Consider the following 14,888-nt stretch of genomic DNA (forward strand, 5'->3'; position numbering starts at 1 on the left):
CCCCCTCTGTCATCGGACCTGAGAGCTTCACCGGGCCGTCGAGCCCGGCTTTCCCCTTCGGTGAGGCGCCGCCTGGCCGGCGGGCCTGCTTTCCAGAGTCGCCTCGTCCGTGCGGTACGGATGCCTGAGAGATTCCGGGGAGGTTTGCTCCTTCGGCGCCCCTGAACATCCAGAGGTCTCTCCCGCACGAGGTCGTCGGCCGTCTTCCACTCTACCGGCTACCCCGGATCGCCCCGACTCGCACCTTGCGCGAAGTCGGCGCCGAGACCGGCCCGGCGGGCGCGGACGATCGCCTCGGCCCGGTCGGCGACCGCCAGCTTGGCGAAGATGGCGGTGATGTGGTTGCTGACGGTCTTGCCGCTGATGACCAGGTGCCGGGCGATCGCCGCCTTGGACCGGCCCGCCGCGATGAGGTCGAGGACCTCCCGTTCGCGCGCGGTGAGCTCGGGAAAGGGCTCGGGGACGGGACCGGGGCCCGGCGCGCACGACGGCCCGGGTGGCCTCCACCCCGTTGACGCCCGGCATGTGCAGGTCCATGACCACGACGTCGGGGCGGGTGAGCTGCACCTCGCGGCGGGCGGCGTCGCCGTCGCCGGCCTCTCGGCGAGTCCGAGCTCGTCGAGGGCGGGCGCAGGTCGTAGACGAGGCGGCGGATGTCGGCGATCGCGGCGGTGAGGTCGGCGCGCAGGTCGAGCAGGAGACGCCCGCTCCGCTCCGGGTCGGTGGCACGCAGGTTGTGGGCGGCGTCGGCCTTGAGGGTCACCGCCGTGAGCACGGTGCCGAGGCCGTCGTGAAGGTCGCGGCGCAGCCGCCGGCGTTCCTCCTCCCGGGCGGCCACGATGCGCGTGCGGGACTCGCCCAGCCGCTCCGACAGCCGCACCGCCTGCAGGGCCAGGCCGACGGGTGCGACCAGCAGGTCCAGGGCGCGCCGGTCGGCGCCGGACAACCGGCGCTCCCCCGCCCGCAGCCCGACGAGCAGGTCCGCGGGCGGCCCGTCGGCCACCTCCAGAGACACGGTGTGCCGCAGCCGCGGCGCCCGGCCGTACGTGGCGACCAGCCGCCCGTCGGAGCTGACCGCGGCGTACGGCAGCCGCAGCGCCTCGCACACCGCCCGCAGCACCCCGTCGAGGCCGGTGCCGAGCCGCAGGCCGACCCGGGCGCCGGCCGCCGCGGGGTCGCGCCGCTGCCCGTACATGACCCGGTCGACGGCGGACTGCACGGCGGAGCGAGCGGGAGCGAAGGCGAGCGCGACGGCGCCGGTCGCGATGAGAGGCGTGGCCGACAGCCGGTTCTGCGCCAGCGCGGACAGCCCCGCGACGATGCCCAGATAGGCCAGCACGACGCCGAGCGTGAGCGCCCCATACACCAGCGACCGGTTGACGATCAGCTCGATGTCGTCCAGGCCGTGGCGCAGGATGGCCACGGTGGCCGCGGCCGGGATCAGCGGCAGGGTCAGCAGGAACAGCACCGGTCCGTCGGTCGTCACGATCCGCTGCGCGTTGAGCGCGGCGAACAGGCCCACGGCCCACAACAGCCACATCAGCCGCAGCCTGGTCACCCCGCGCGACCGGCGGACGCGCAGGGCGAGCGTGACGAGGGAGGCCAGCAGCACCAGCGCGTCGGCGGCGACGAACACCGGGGTCAGCCGTTGGGCGACCTCGCCCACCACGACGGGCAGCATCGGCCCGCCCGTGGCCGGCCCGCCCCCCGCCAGCCCGGCCGCCGCGGGCAGGGTCAGGGCGGGCATGAGCGGCAGGACGGCGAGGGTGGCGACGGCCAGACCTGACAGTGACGAGGGGCTTCGACGTGACGACCATGGCGGAGATCCAGAAAGCGATGGAGGACGACCCCGTGCAACTGGCGGCGGGCCTGCTGTTCATCCTGGGGATCGTCGCCGGCCCGCTGCTGCTCGGCCTCGCGCTGTGGCGCAGCGGCGCGGCACCGGCCTGGACGGGCATCCTCCTCGCGGCGGGCGGGTTCACCCACCCGTTCATGCCCGGTCACGTCGCGTCGGGCGTCGGCCTGCTGGTCACGGCCGTGGGCTTCGCCGGCGCCTCCGTCGCCCTGCTGCGCATGCGCGACGACGAGTTCGACCTGCCTCCGGCCGGGCCCGCCGCGCGCGCCTGACGCCGTTCGAGCCACGGCCCCGGCCGCTGCCTCCGGCGATCGCCGGGGCGTGCGCTCAGCCGGTCCTGCGGGCCTTTCTCCGGCGGGCCAGCTCGTCCGCCGGATGGTCCCCCTCCGCATCCGGGGCGGGCTCCGCGCGCTCACCCGGAAGCTCGGCCAGCGACCCCTCGACCTCCCGCCAGACCCGCCCGAGCGCGATGCCGAACACGCCCTGACCGCCCTGCAGGAGGTCGATCACCTCGTCCGCGCTCGTGCACTCGTAGACGCTCACGCCGTCGCTCATCAAGGTGATCTGGGCCAGGTCGTTGACGCCGCGATCGCGCAGATGCCGTACGGCGGTGCGTATCTGCTGGAGGGAGACCCCGGTGTCGAGAAGACGTTTGACGACCTTCAGGACGAGGATGTCGCGGAAGCTGTACAGTCGCTGGGACCCGGATCCCTGGGCGGCCCTTATCGTCGGGAGCACCAGTTCGGTCCGGGCCCAGTAGTCGAGCTGACGGTACGTGATCCCGGCCGCCGCGCACGCCGTCGGCCCGCGGTATCCGATGCCCTGGGGCAGCGCCGTCGGCTGCTCGTCGAACAGCAGACCCTGTTCGCCGGCGCGCTCGCGCGCCGCCTGCCGAACCGGGTCGTGCTGGCCGGCCGACTTACCCTCGCCGCTGCTGACCGCCACTGCGGACCTCCGGCTTTCTCTCATCCCACGGTCTGATCTGGGGGTTCGTGAATTACAACCGTGGTTTCCCTTGCACCGTAGGACCGGGGCCATCGTCAGTCAACGACCCCGTCCGGCGCGTCGTGAAGCGTAATCTCCCGAAATCGTCCGGCACGTCAGCCCGCCCTGCCGAAGTCTTCCGGGGTGATTTTGTCCAGGAACTCGCGGAACTTCTCCACTTCGTCTTCCTGGTCGTCGGGCATGCTCACGCCCGCCTCCTGGATCACGTCCTCACTCGCGTAGATCGTCGCACCCGTACGCAACGCCAGCGCGATCGAGTCCGAAGGACGGGCGCTGACCTCCACGCCGTTGGAGAAGACCAGATCGGCGAAGAAGATTCCATCGCGGAGCGCGACGATATTGACGGTGCGCAACCGCACCCCCAAGGCCTCAAGAACGTCACGGAACAAGTCGTGGGTCAGCGGCCGGGGCGGCGGCTCCTCCGCCTGGGCCAGCGCGATAGCGGTCGCCTCGGTCATGCCTATCCAGATCGGAAGGTACCGATCGCCGCTCGTCTCCTTCAGGAGCACGATCGGCTGGTTGGTGGGCATCTCAACGCGAACCCCCACGACCTCCATCTGCAACACGGGCGGCTCCGTCTCAAGCGTCGCGGCATATCACCAGGCATTCAACGTAACACCCACGGAGGAGCAGATGTGCCGGTCACCGCCCCAGAACGCCGCGAACACTCCCACGCAGTAACGCATTGTGCACTTCCTGGAGAAGTCCGGAGATCTCCCGTGCGGTCTCGTCCGCCTCCGCGATCGCCCCGGGCGCCTTGCGCCGCAGCAGCGGGGCCACCGCCTGCTCGATGAGGCCGGCCTCCCGCTCCACCGCCGCGCGGACCGCTCTCAGGTGCCGCGCCCGCAGGCCGAACCGCGACAGCGCCCCCACGCTGCGCGCGATCTCCAGCGCCTCCCCGTCGTACCGGCGCGCCACGGCAGCGACCAGGCCGAAGCTCTCCATCTCGGCCAGGGTCTCCTCATCGATGCCCGCGGCCTCGATGAACTCCTCCCGGCTGAGACGCACGGGCGGTGCGCCGTCGGAGACGGCGTGCGGACGGGCCGCCTGCTCGTCCAGCTGGTCCTTGATGACCCGCAGCGGCAGGTACTGGTCGCGCTGCGCCCGCAGGATGTACCGCAGGCGCTCGACGTCGTTGTAGGTGAACTTGCGGTAACCCGACGGGCTCCGCTGGGGCTCGATGAGCCCCTCACCCTCCAGAAACCGGATCTTGGAGACGGTCACGTCCGGGAACTCGCCCTGCAGCAGGGCGAGCACCTCCCCGATGCTCATGAACGCCCGTAGGGCCTGCGCGCTCATGACTCCTCCTCCTCAGCGATCACAGCCCTCCGGGACCACGCGTGAGGAACACCAGCCGGAACTTGCCGATCTGCACCTCGTCTCCGCCCTGCAGCGGCGACTCCTCGATGCGCTCCCGGTTGACGTAGGTGCCGTTCAGGCTGCCCACGTCACGCACGGTGAACTGGCCCCCGCGCCGGTAGAACTCCACGTGCCTCCTGGACACGGTCACATCGTCCAGGAAAATGTCGCTTTCCGGGTGGCGACCCGCCGTAGTGAGGTCGCTGTCGAGCAGAAATCGGCTGCCGGCGTTCGGGCCCCGCATGACCACCAGTAGAGCCGTGCCGGGCGGCAGCTGATCGACCGCCGACCTGTCCGGCAGTAGCGTCTGGCCCGTCTCCGCCTCGAGCGCCTCGAGCGAGATCGTCGAGGTCGTGTCGGCCGCGACGGGCGCGGGAGCGCTCAGCGGCGAACCGCATCGTGAACAGAAACGGGCATCCTCGGGGTTGGCATGACCGCACTGCGTGCAGTAGACGCTGGGCATCGAACGGCTCGGCCTCTCTCACGACTTGCTCTAGGACTAGCTCAAACTGCGAATGCCGCAACTTACGCTGATCAGGCACAAAGGTCAAGACCGCGGCTGGGCGCGGACTGACCAACGCTACAGCCAGCGGCGGTTCAATGTCATCTAGCACCGGCTGCTTGTTCGACGACGTGGGCCCAGCGTTCCAGGAGAGCCTGGGCGGTGTCCATGTCGTGGCCCTCGGCCCACAGGTGGGTGACGGCCTCGGCGGGGTCGGGCAGGACGAGCGCCCAGCTTCCGTCGTCCTCCACGACGCGGACGCCGTCGGTGGTGTCGAGGCGGTGGCCCTCGGCCGCCTCGACGACCGAGCGCATCACCGCGCCCTTGTGCGCCCAGGGCGTGGGGACGGTCCGCTTGAGCAGCTTGGCCTCCGGGATCCGGGCGTCGATCTGGCTGAGCGACAGCCGGGTGCGCGCGACCAGGCCGAGCAGGCGCAGGAAGACCGCCAGTCCGTCCACGGTGGGCGCGAACTCCGGGACGATGAAGCCGCCCTTGCCGTCGCCGGCGAAGATCGTGTCGGGGTGCCGGGCCGCCCGCGTCAGCGTGTCGAGGCTCGTCGCCGTCCAGTCGACCTGCACGCCGTGGAAGCGGCACACCATCTCCGCCACCCGCGTCGTGGTGACCGGCAGGGCCACCCGCCCGCCCCGGCGCTCGGCCGCGACCAGGTCGAGCACGACGAGCAGCGCGCGCTCCTCGCTGATGAGCTGGCCCATCTCGTCCACCAGGGAGACCCGCTCCCCCACCGGGTCGAACCGCACGCCGAAGGCGGCCCGCGCCGAGGCCACCAGCTCCGCCAGGCGCTGCAGGTCGCGGCGGCGCTCGGCCAGCGTCTCGGTGGGCGAGGCGTCGTCGAGCCGGTTGTTCACGGTCAGCACGTCGACCCCGGCCCGGCCCAGCAGGCTCGGCAGCACGAGCGAGGAGGTGCCGCCCGCGCAGTCGACCACGACCTTCATCTCCGTGTCCTTCACGCCGGACATGTCGATGCAGGCCAGCAGCTCCCGGGCGTAGGTGTCGACGGCGCGGGCCGGGAAGGTCAGCTCGGCGATCTCGCCGGGGAAGGCCCGGCGGTACTCCTGCCGGGAGAAGACCCGCTCCAGCTTGCGCTGGGCCGCCTGGGACAGGTCGGCCCCCGTCTCGTCCATGAAGACGATGTCGACGCTCTGGGGGTCGCCCGCCGTGGTGCGCACGGCGATGCCGCCCCGGACGTTCTCGCGGGAGGTGTTGAACCGGGCGACCGGCAGGGCGGCGGCCTCCAGGTCGACCACGTTGATCGCGCTGGAGTTCAGCGCGCTGATCACCGCCCGCTTGAGCGCCCGCGCCGCGCGTGAGGCGTCGCGGGAGGTGACGACCGTGTCGCCCTTGCGCAGCGTCGTGGCGTACGCGCTGGCCAGCCGTACGCACAGCTCCGGGGTGATCTCGACGTTGACCAGCCCGGAGACCCCGCGGGGGCCGAACAGGCTGCGCTGGCCGCGCGACTCCCAGATCACGCTGGTGTTGACGACCGTGCCCGCCTCGATCGTCTTGAACGGGTAGATCTTCACTCCGGAGGAGACGTACGCCTCGGCCTCGATGACGCACTCGTCGCCGACGACCGCGTTCTCCTCGATCCTGGCGCCGGTCATCACGTCGGTGTTCTTGCCGATCACGCAGCCGCGCAGGTGGGCGGCCGGGCCGACGTACACGTTGTCGCTGACCACGGCGCGGTGGAGGAACGCGCCCTCCTTCACGACGGCGTTGCTGCCGAGAACGGTGTACTCCCGCAGCTCGGCGCCGGCCTCGACCTTGGCGTAGTCACCGATGTAGAGGGGGCCCTTGAGCACGGCCTCGGGGTCCACCGACGCGCCCTCGGCGGCCCACACGCCCGGGGCCAGTTCGAAGGCGTCGAAGTCGACCTTGACCTTGCCCTCCAGCACGTCGGCCTGGGCCTTGAGGTAGCTCTCGTGCGTGCCGACGTCCTCCCAGTAACCCTCGGCCACGTAGCCGAACAGCCGGCAACCGCGTTCGAGCAGCCTGGGGAAGATGTCGGACGACCAGTCGACCGACTGGCCGGGGGCGATCTCGTCGAGGACCGACGGCTCCATGACGTAGATGCCGGTGTTGACCGTGTCGGAGAACACCTGGCCCCAGGTGGGCTTCTCCAGGAAGCGCTGGATGCGGCCGTTCTCGTCCACGATGATGATCCCGAACTCCAGCGGGTTGGGCACGCGCTTGAGCCCGATGGTGACCAGCGCCCGGTTCTCGCGGTGGAAGCGGAGCATGTCGGTCAGGTCGATGTCGGTGAGCGCGTCGCCGGAGATGACCAGGAAGCGGTCGTCGCGGAGCTTGTCGGCGGCGTTCTTCACGCTGCCGGCCGTGCCGAGGGGGACCTCCTCGGTGGCGTAGTGGAGGGTCATGCCCAGTTCGTCGCCGTCGCCGAAGTAGTTGCGGATCAGGGCGGCCAGGAACTGCACGGTGACCACGGTCTCGGTGAACCCGTGCCGCTTCAGCAGCCGGAGCACGTGCTCCATGATCGGCCGGTTGATGATGGGGAGCAGGGGCTTGGGCTGGTTGGCGGTCATCGGCCGCAGCCGTGTCCCCTCCCCGCCCGCCATGACGACGGCCTTCACGGGTCACCCCTTCGTTAGCTGGCGCACCTGTACGACATACAACACCCCCGCCCACCAATACAGACCAGTTCCCCAGATGGCGAAGGCCCATCCGAAGATCGCGGCAATCTCGGCGTACCAGCCCTCGTGCGAGGCGAGGAACAGCAGCGGGAACGCGTACATCAGGGCGGCGGTGCCCGCTTTGCCGAGGAAGTGGACGGGCAGGGCCGGGCCGTACCCGTGCCGCCGCAGCAGGGGCGGAATCCACAGCATCAGCACGTCGCGCAGCGGCACCGCGAGCGCCAGCCACCAGGGGACCACGTCCCGCAGGACCAGGCCGACCAGGGTGGCGAGGATGTAGAGGCGGTCGGCGAGCGGGTCGATGAGCCGGCCGAGTTTGCTGATCTGGTTCCAGGCGCGGGCGAGCTTGCCGTCGAGCCAGTCGCTGAAGCCCGCGAGCGCCAGCAACGCGATGGCCCACCCGTCGGCGTGGGGACCCAGCACGAGCCAGAGGAAGACGGGGACGCCGAGCAGACGCAGGGCACTCAGCAGGTTGGGCACCGTCCAGATCCGGTCCTCGGCAGCGTTCACGCCCCAGACCCTACATGCCGCCCTTGCTGCCGCTTCCCGGAGGATCCACGGGGTTGAAGCCCGTGTCGACCAAGCCGAACCGGTGCGCCAGCACCGCCGCCTGGGTGCGGTTGCGCAGCCCCAGCTTCTCGATGAGCGCGGCGACATGGCTCTTGACCGTCGTCACCCCCACGTGCAGCCGGTCGGCGATCTCGGCGTTGGACAGGCCCACCCCGACCAGGGTGAGCACCTGCGCCTCGCGCTCGGTGACGCCGGGCGGGAGCGGCGCCGCCTGCCGCTCGGCGGCCAGGGCCCGTTCGACGACGCGCCGCAGCACGGACGGCGCGAGCGGGGGCTCCCCCGTCGCGGCCCGCCGTACGGACTCGACCATCCGGGCGGGCGGGTCGTCCTTGACCAGGAACCCGAGCGCGCCCGCGCCCAGGGCGGCGTAGAGGTTCTCGTCCTCGGAGAACGTCGTGAGCACGACGATCCGGGCGGACGGCTGGGCCGCGAGGATCCTGCGGGTGGCCTCCAGGCCGTCGACGCGCGGCATCCGCAGGTCCATCAGCACCACGTCGGGGCGGTGCCGCTCGGTGAGCCGTACGGCCTCGGCCCCGTCGGCGGCCTCCCCGCACACCTCCATGTCCCCGGCCGCCTCCAGCATCATCCGGACGCCCGCACGCACCAGGGCCTGGTCGTCGGCGACCACGACGCGGATCACGCGAACCTCCCCACCTTGCGGCAGGCCGGCCGGCTTTCGCGCGGGACGGGCAGCGAGGCGGTCAGGCGCCAGCCGCCGTCCCCGGCCGGGCCGGCGGTGACGTGCCCGCCGAAGGCGCGGGCCCGCTCCCGCATGCCGGCGATGCCCTGGCCGTGGGACGGCAGCGCCTCCGGGGGACGGGAGGTCCCGGGGCCGTTGCGGACCTCCACCGTGAGCGTGTCCGGGCGCATCGCCACGCTGACCTCCGCGCGGGCTCCCGGCCCCGCGTGTTTGAGCACGTTCGTCAGTCCCTCCTGGACGATCCTCGCCGCCGACGCCCGCACCACCAGCGGGGCCCGCTCCGCCTCGGCCGACAGGCGCAGGTCCACCAGCAGGCCGGCCGCCGACATCCGGGCCACGGCGTCGCGCAGCACGTCGTCCGGGTCGGCGAGCATGTCCGCGAGCGCGAGATCGGCACCCGGATCCGGGCCGAGGTCGGGGCCGAGGGACTCGCCCGGGTCGCGCAGCACCGCCAGCAGGCCGCGCAGGTCCTCCAGCACGCGGTGGCCGGTGTCCCTGATGTCGGCCAGCGCCTCGGCGGCCGGCCCGCTCGCCCCGGCGTACTGCGCCGCGCTCGCCCGCAGCACCATGGCCCCCACGTGGTGGGCCACGATGTCGTGGACGTCCCTGGCGATCCGTTCCCGCTCGGCGAGCCGGCCCGCCCTGGCCCGCTCCGCGGCCAGCTCGGCGGCGTGCCTGGCCTGGGCCTGCCGCACGCCCACGTAGCGGCCGATCGCCACGGGGGCGGTCACCATCGTCATCAGCGCGACCACCCGGAAGGCGGTGACATCGGCGGGATCGTCCACGACCACGACCGCGGCGACCGAGCAGGTCAGCGCGTACGCCGCGGCCACCCACGGCCAGGCGGCGCGGGTCGCGAAGACGCCGAGGGCCACCAGGGCGAGCAGTTGCAGGCTGCTGCCGGTCCTCGGCACGTAATGGTCGGCCAGGAGCAGCGCGGCGCTCTCCAGCAGCAGGACCGCGCCGGGCAGGTGCCGCACGACGCCCAGCGCGAGCCCGGCGAGCATCACCCCGAGCGCGACCGCCCACACGGGCGGTGCGCCGCCGTGCCAGTACGGCCAGGTGGTGAGCACCGACAGCGCGACCCCGCCGCCCGCGAGCAGCAGGTCGAGCAGCGGCGCGGGGTCCTCCTTGCGGCGTCCCTCCTGGCCACGCAGGTAGCGGCCGATCAGCACGGGAGCCGCGATCAGTCCGGTGGAGTAGAACCAGGTGTTGCCCGTGAGGGCGACGCCGGGGTCGGCGAGGTTCACCGCCGTCGCGGCGGAGGCGAGCACGGCCGCCGGCGCCGTCCAGCGCCAGCCGCGTGACCGGGCCAGCACGCCCACCGAGATCGGCAGCAGGACCTGCAGGGTGTTGACGGTGAACGCGCCGAGCTGGTCGCAGATCACCAGCAGCACGGACAGGTAGACGGACACCGGCCCGGGCCGTCGGCGCAGCAGGCCCATCGGCAGCCCGGCCAGCAGCGCGAACCCCATGCCCACCCACACCGGGGCGGATCCGCTCCAGGAGCCGGCGCTGACGAGCACGTCGAGCCCGGTCCCGCACACCGCCAGCCCGATGTCGAGGACCGCGCCGCGCGGGAACGCGAAGGGCCTGCCGGTGAGGATCGGGCGCGTCGGGGGCCACCGCATGAGGGAACGCTACCGTCCGCCCGCGCGGAAACCGGTCCTCCGCCCGGAGGACCCCTCTCCTCCTTCTGGCCGGTGCCGCCCCGCCGACCGGTCGCCATGTCGGCCCGGACGGCGGGCGGCCGGGCCGCGACCGCGGGCCTAGCGTCGCGGCATGACCAGCGAATCAGCGATCCTCTTCGGGCAGTTCCTGCGCTCCCCCGCCGCGACCGGGGCGGTCGCGCCCAGCTCACGGCGGTTGTCGGAGGCGGTGTGCGTGCCGGTGCCGGAGCGCGGCGACCCCGTCGTGGTCGAGCTGGGGCCGGGCACCGGCCCCTTCACCGCCGAGATCCAGCGCCGTCTCGGCGGGCGGGGACGGCACCTGGCCGTCGAGATCAACTCGCGGCTGGCCGGCCGTCTCGCGGCCCGCTATCCGGGGGTCGAGCTCATGGTCGACGACGCCGCGCGGCTGCCGGAGTTGCTCGCCGGCCGGGGCGTGGCCGCCGCCGACGTGATCGTGAGCGGGCTGCCCTGGGCGGCGTTTCCCCCCGCCCACCAGGCGGACCTGCTGCGCGCGGTGGTCGCCTCGCTCGGGCCGGGGGGCGCGTTCACGACGTTCTCCTACGTCCACGCCCGCGCCCTGCCCGCGGCCCTGCGGTTCCGCCGCGGGCTGTGCCGGGCGTTCGAGGAGGTGGTGGCCGGGCGCACGGTGTGGCGGAACCTGCCCCCCGCCTTCGTCTACCACGCGCGCCGCCCCCGCCGATGATCTCGCAGCCCGCCGAATGGCGTTCTAGAGTGGCGGGCATGGACTTCACGCTGCCGGAGAGCGCGCAGGCGGTGCGCCGGGGCATCGCGGACATCTGCTCGCGCTACGACTTGGACTACTGGCAGCGCTGCGAGGCGGACAAGCGCTGGCCGGAGGAGGTCTGGGCCGATCTCGCCAAGGGCGGCTGGCTCGGTCTCGCCGTGCCCGAGGAGTACGGCGGGGGCGGACAGGGCCTGCTGGAGCTGGCCGTGGCCACCGAGACCCTGTCGGCCTCCGGCTCCGCCGGCGGTTCGGCGTTCATGTACGTGCTGACGCCGGGGTTCGGGGCGCTCACACTGGCCAGGCACGGCACGGCCGAGCAGAAGGCCGCGCTGCTGCCGAAGCTGGCCACGGGCGAGATCGAGACCTGCTTCGCGCTGACCGAGCCCGACGCCGGGTCCAACTCCCTGGCGATCTCGACCTTCGCCCGCAGGGACGGCGACGACTTCGTCGTCAACGGCCAGAAGATCTGGATCACCGGGGTGCAGCGGGCTGTCTGGATGCTGCTCGTCACCCGGACGATCCCGGCGGCGCAGGCGAAACCGCGCACGGACGGGCTGACGGTGTTCCTCGTGAACGTGCCGGAGGCCGTGGCGGCGGGGCGGCTGTCCTACCGGCCGATCCCGAAGATGGGCGCGAACACCACGCCGTCCAACATGGTCTTCGTCGACGACCTGCGGCTGCCCGCCTCCAGCGTGCTCGGCGAGGTGGACCGGGGCGTGGCCGTGCTCTGGGACGTGCTGAACCCGGAGCGGATCCTGCTGGCGGCCAGTGCGCTCGGCGGCGCCGAGGTCGCGCTGCGGGTGGCCGTGGACTACGCGAGGCAGCGGGAGGTCTTCGGCCGCCCCATCGGGGCCAACCAGGCCATCGCGTTCCCGCTGGCGCAGGTCAAGGCCAAGATCGAGCTGGCCAGGCTGATGCTGTACAAGGCCGCCTGGTCGTTCGACAACGGGCTGCCCTGCGGCACCGAGGCCAACATCGCCAAGCTGACGGCCTCGCAGGCCGCGTGGGAGGCCGCGGACGCCGCGTTCCAGACCCACGGCGGCATGGCGTACTCGCTGGAGTATCCCGTCGCGCGACTGCTCGCCGACGCGAGGATCGGCCGGGTCGCGCCGGTGACGGAGGAACTGCTGCTCAACTATCTGGCCACTCAGGTGCTCGGCCTGCCGAGGAGCTTCTGACCGCTCGCGCTCGAGTGGATCAGGGCCGGAAGCGGGGCGGGCGCTTGTCGCGCAGGGCCCGCACGCCCTCGGCCGCGTCCGGGCCGGTGAACCCGAGGAACTCCATGGCGAGCGAGGCGTCGAACGACGGCCCGGCCATGCGCAGCCAGTTGTTCAGCGCGTACTTGGTCAGCCGGATCGCCTCGGCCGAGCCGGCGGCCAGCCGGGTCGCGATCTCCAGCGCCCTGTCGTGGACCTGGTCGTCGTCGACGCACAGGCTCACCAGGCCCATCGCCTCCGCCTGCTCCCCGGTCACCGGCTCGCACAGAAGGAGGTGGTACTTCGCCTTGGCCATGCCGCACAGCAGCGGCCAGACGATCGCCGCGTGGTCGCCCGCCGCGACGCCGAGCCGGGTGTGGCCGTCGATGATGCGGGCCGTCCGCCCGGCGACCGAGATGTCGGCCAGCAGCGCGACGGCCAGCCCCGCGCCCACCGCAGGCCCCTGGATCGCCGAGACGACGGGCTTGGCGCAGTTGAGCACGTTGTAGACGATGTCGCGGGCCTCGGCGAAGACCTCCAGGCGCGTGGCGTGGTCGCGGATCATCTCCTCGATCATCGACAGGTCGCCGCCCGCCGAGAACGCCTCGCCCTCCCCGCGCACGATCACCGCCCTGACCCCGTCGTCGCGGTCCACGTCGCGCCAGATCTCGGCCAGCTCACGGTGACCGGTGCGGTCCACGGCGTTACGCCGGGACGGCTCGCTGATCACGATCCGCAGGACGCCGTCGGCCGCCCACTCGGTGCGCAGCTTCTCGTACTCCCTCACGACGCGGCTCCCTGTCCTGGGGGCAGGCGCAGCGCGTCCCTGAGCCGGGCCGCGAGGAGGTCGCGGCCCTCCAGCGCCTGGTCGAAGAACCCGGGCAGGCCGAGGAAGCCGTGCAGGGCGCCCTCGAAGCAGCGGTACTCCACGGGGACGCCCGCCCCGGCGAGCGCCCGCGCGTAGGCCGCGCCCTCGTCGCACAGCGGGTCGCACTCCGCCGTGATCACCGTCGCGGGCGCCAGGCCCGACTTGTCCGGCAGGTGGAGCGGCGCGAGACGGGGGTCGCGGGGGTCTGCCCCGCCCGCGTACTGCTCGATGAACCACCGCATCTCCGCGGCCTCGAGCCCGAACCCCTTCGCGTACGTCACATAGCTGGGCGTGTCGCACGAGACGTCGACGACCGGGTAGATCAGCGCCTGGTGGACGATGCGCAGCCCGGCGTCCCTGGCCAGCCAGGCCGCCACCGCCGCGAGGTTGCCTCCGGCGCTGTCGCCGACGACCGCCACCCTGCGGGGGTCCGCGCCGTAGCGGGCGGGACGGGCGTGCACGTCGCGGACCACGGCGAAGGCGTCCTCCGCGGCCGCGGGGAACGGGTGCTCGGGCGCGAGGCGGTAGTCCGCCGAGACGACGACCGCTCCGGTCCGGTGGGCGAGGTCGCGGGCGAGGGCGTCGTTGCGCTCGACGCTGCCGAAGACCCAGCCGCCGCCGTGGAAGTACACGAGCACCGGCAGCGGACGCCCGTCCGGCTCCGGGCGGTAGATCCGGACCGGCACCCCGGCCGCCGTCTCGTCCCTGACCTCCGGCAGGCCGATACTCGGCCCGCGCTGCTCGGCCATGCCGTCCAGAGACCGCAACTGGGCGATCTGCTCGCGGGTGAGGGAGGCGAGCTCGACGCCGAGATCCGAGGGGAACAGCTTGAGGTAGGCCTCCGCCTGGGGATGCAACGCCATGCCCCGCACAGTAACAGCGCCCGCCGGCGACCCCGGCCGCGGCGGGGGTCAGGGGCGGGCCGCGTCCACCAGCGCCTCGACGAGGCGGTTGTCCGAGCCGCGCTCCGGATGCCACTGGACGCCGACCGCGAACCGGTGCCCCTGCAGTTCGACGGCCTCGACGATCTGGTCGTCCGCCCAGGCCACCGCGATCAGGCCGGTGCCGAGCCGCCGGACGGCCCTGCGGTGCGCGCCGGTCACCTCCGCGCGGTCGCCCACGGCCTTGCCGAGCCTGCTCGACACGCTGACCGTGACCACGTGCCCGGCGGTCTCGTGGCGGTCGTGGCCGACGGCCTCCCGCAGCGACGTGATCAGCGTGCCGCCCTGGGCGACGTTGAGCACGTGCATGCCCCGTGAGATCGCCAGCAGCGGCACGTCCGCCTCCACCGCCGCCTGTGCCAGCGCCGTCTCGAACCGGTCGCGCTGGGGCTGCGGCCCGCCGAGCCCGTCGTCCTCTTCGTCGGCCGGGACCTCGCCGTACAGCACGGGGTCGACCTCGGCGCCCCCGGCGAGGACGACCGCGTCCAGGCGGCGCACGTAGTCACCGGCGGACACCGGGCTCAGCGGCGGCAGCAGGACCGGCGCGCCGCCCGCCTTCTCCACCGCGCGCGCGTACGCCCGGGGCGAGACCGCCGCCTCACGGACCCACGTGCCCCAGCGCGCGGCCTCGAGGTAGGTGGTGATGCCGACGATGGGACGCGCCATGGGCCATCTCCTGGAGTGTGCGAGCAGGCAGGCCCATCATGGCGCAGATCTTTCCTCTAGTCGTCTTTTTTCACATGAGTCACACCAGTCACAGGCTGAGCGTCACGATAAATAACGAAGTGTTCACAGTCGGTTGCCTTGCGGG

14 protein-coding genes, 3 pseudogenes and 1 riboswitch are annotated in these 14,888 nt (G+C 72.7%); of the genes and pseudogenes, 3 read left to right on the top strand and 14 right to left on the bottom strand.

The features are described 5' to 3' along the window. Nucleotides 1-102 precede the first annotated feature (102 nt). Nucleotides 103-195: riboswitch (glycine riboswitch) on the bottom strand. A gap of 23 nt (nt 196-218) precedes the next feature. The 3 genes and pseudogenes from HHX30_RS43380 to HHX30_RS43385 form a co-directional block, all read right to left on the bottom strand. Beyond that, on the bottom strand, nt 219-410 hold the full coding sequence (locus tag HHX30_RS43380; RefSeq protein ID WP_311922863.1) for a LuxR C-terminal-related transcriptional regulator: 192 nt from the start codon (nt 408-410) through the stop codon (nt 219-221). Between the two features lie 121 nt (nt 411-531). After that, nucleotides 532-729 (bottom strand): annotated as a pseudogene (locus HHX30_RS43790) (hypothetical protein); the annotation flags it as partial. After that, nucleotides 635-1,747: pseudogene (locus tag HHX30_RS43385) on the bottom strand (histidine kinase); the annotation flags it as partial. The pseudogenes HHX30_RS43790 and HHX30_RS43385, both read right to left, overlap by 95 nt. 59 nt (nt 1,748-1,806) lie before the next feature. Here HHX30_RS43385 and HHX30_RS24820 point away from each other — a divergent pair. Next, on the top strand, nt 1,807-2,127 hold the full coding sequence (locus HHX30_RS24820; RefSeq protein WP_169984388.1) for a hypothetical protein: 321 nt from the start codon (nt 1,807-1,809) through the stop codon (nt 2,125-2,127). A 55-nt stretch (nt 2,128-2,182) separates the two neighbouring features. Here HHX30_RS24820 and HHX30_RS24825 read toward each other — a convergent pair whose 3' ends face one another. The 8 genes from HHX30_RS24825 to HHX30_RS24860 form a co-directional block, all read right to left on the bottom strand. After that, nucleotides 2,183-2,800 carry a MerR family transcriptional regulator gene (locus HHX30_RS24825; RefSeq protein WP_182907002.1) on the bottom strand — a complete coding sequence of 206 codons (618 nt, stop codon included), beginning with the start codon at nt 2,798-2,800 and terminating at the stop codon, nt 2,183-2,185. A gap of 155 nt (nt 2,801-2,955) precedes the next feature. Next, complete coding sequence (locus tag HHX30_RS24830; protein ID WP_139577972.1) at nt 2,956-3,426, bottom strand: bifunctional nuclease family protein; 471 nt, start codon at nt 3,424-3,426, stop codon at nt 2,956-2,958. Between the two features lie 76 nt (nt 3,427-3,502). Then, a complete protein-coding gene (locus HHX30_RS24835) occupies nt 3,503-4,159 on the bottom strand; it encodes a MerR family transcriptional regulator (protein WP_169984390.1) in 657 nt (218 codons plus the stop codon). A 19-nt stretch (nt 4,160-4,178) separates the two neighbouring features. Then, nucleotides 4,179-4,682 (bottom strand): FHA domain-containing protein, encoded by a 504-nt coding sequence (locus tag HHX30_RS24840; RefSeq protein WP_169984391.1) that lies wholly within the window; start codon nt 4,680-4,682, stop codon nt 4,179-4,181. Nucleotides 4,683-4,822: 140 nt separating this feature from the next. Next, nucleotides 4,823-7,327: a mannose-1-phosphate guanyltransferase gene (locus HHX30_RS24845; RefSeq protein ID WP_169984392.1), complete on the bottom strand. Its 2,505-nt coding sequence runs from the start codon at nt 7,325-7,327 to the stop codon at nt 4,823-4,825. A gap of 3 nt (nt 7,328-7,330) precedes the next feature. Continuing rightward, on the bottom strand, nt 7,331-7,897 hold the full coding sequence (locus tag HHX30_RS24850; RefSeq protein WP_169984393.1) for a CDP-alcohol phosphatidyltransferase family protein: 567 nt from the start codon (nt 7,895-7,897) through the stop codon (nt 7,331-7,333). A 10-nt stretch (nt 7,898-7,907) separates the two neighbouring features. Next, nucleotides 7,908-8,597: a response regulator transcription factor gene (locus tag HHX30_RS24855; RefSeq protein ID WP_169984394.1), complete on the bottom strand. Its 690-nt coding sequence runs from the start codon at nt 8,595-8,597 to the stop codon at nt 7,908-7,910. Next, nucleotides 8,594-10,288, bottom strand: a complete 1,695-nt coding sequence (locus HHX30_RS24860) for a sensor histidine kinase (RefSeq protein ID WP_169984395.1) — start codon at nt 10,286-10,288, stop codon at nt 8,594-8,596. The genes HHX30_RS24855 and HHX30_RS24860 overlap by 4 nt, the downstream gene beginning before the upstream one ends. A 283-nt stretch (nt 10,289-10,571) precedes the next feature. Here HHX30_RS24860 and HHX30_RS24865 point away from each other — a divergent pair. Both HHX30_RS24865 and HHX30_RS24870 read left to right on the top strand, forming a co-directional pair. Next, nucleotides 10,572-11,030, top strand: a pseudogene (locus HHX30_RS24865) (class I SAM-dependent methyltransferase); the annotation flags it as partial. A 38-nt stretch (nt 11,031-11,068) separates the two neighbouring features. Beyond that, nucleotides 11,069-12,250, top strand: a complete 1,182-nt coding sequence (locus HHX30_RS24870; protein WP_169984397.1) for an acyl-CoA dehydrogenase family protein — start codon at nt 11,069-11,071, stop codon at nt 12,248-12,250. 19 nt (nt 12,251-12,269) lie between these two features. On the opposite strand, the gene HHX30_RS24875 is transcribed toward HHX30_RS24870, so the two are convergent. Genes HHX30_RS24875 through HHX30_RS24885 form a run of 3 tightly spaced genes read right to left on the bottom strand, consistent with a single transcriptional unit; the run spans nt 12,270 to nt 14,743 of the window. Then, entirely contained in the window at nt 12,270-13,055 is a 786-nt protein-coding gene (locus tag HHX30_RS24875) for an enoyl-CoA hydratase/isomerase family protein (protein ID WP_169984398.1), read from the bottom strand. Further along, on the bottom strand, nt 13,052-13,999 hold the full coding sequence (locus HHX30_RS24880; RefSeq protein ID WP_169984399.1) for an alpha/beta hydrolase: 948 nt from the start codon (nt 13,997-13,999) through the stop codon (nt 13,052-13,054). Before HHX30_RS24880 ends, HHX30_RS24875 begins: the two co-directional genes overlap by 4 nt. 48 nt (nt 14,000-14,047) lie before the next feature. Next, on the bottom strand, nt 14,048-14,743 hold the full coding sequence (locus HHX30_RS24885) for a gamma-glutamyl-gamma-aminobutyrate hydrolase family protein (RefSeq protein WP_169984400.1): 696 nt from the start codon (nt 14,741-14,743) through the stop codon (nt 14,048-14,050). Nucleotides 14,744-14,888: the final 145 nt, after the last annotated feature.

The organism is Microbispora sp. H10836, from assembly GCF_012999525.1.
Taxonomy (GTDB): Bacteria; Actinomycetota; Actinomycetes; order Streptosporangiales; family Streptosporangiaceae; genus Microbispora.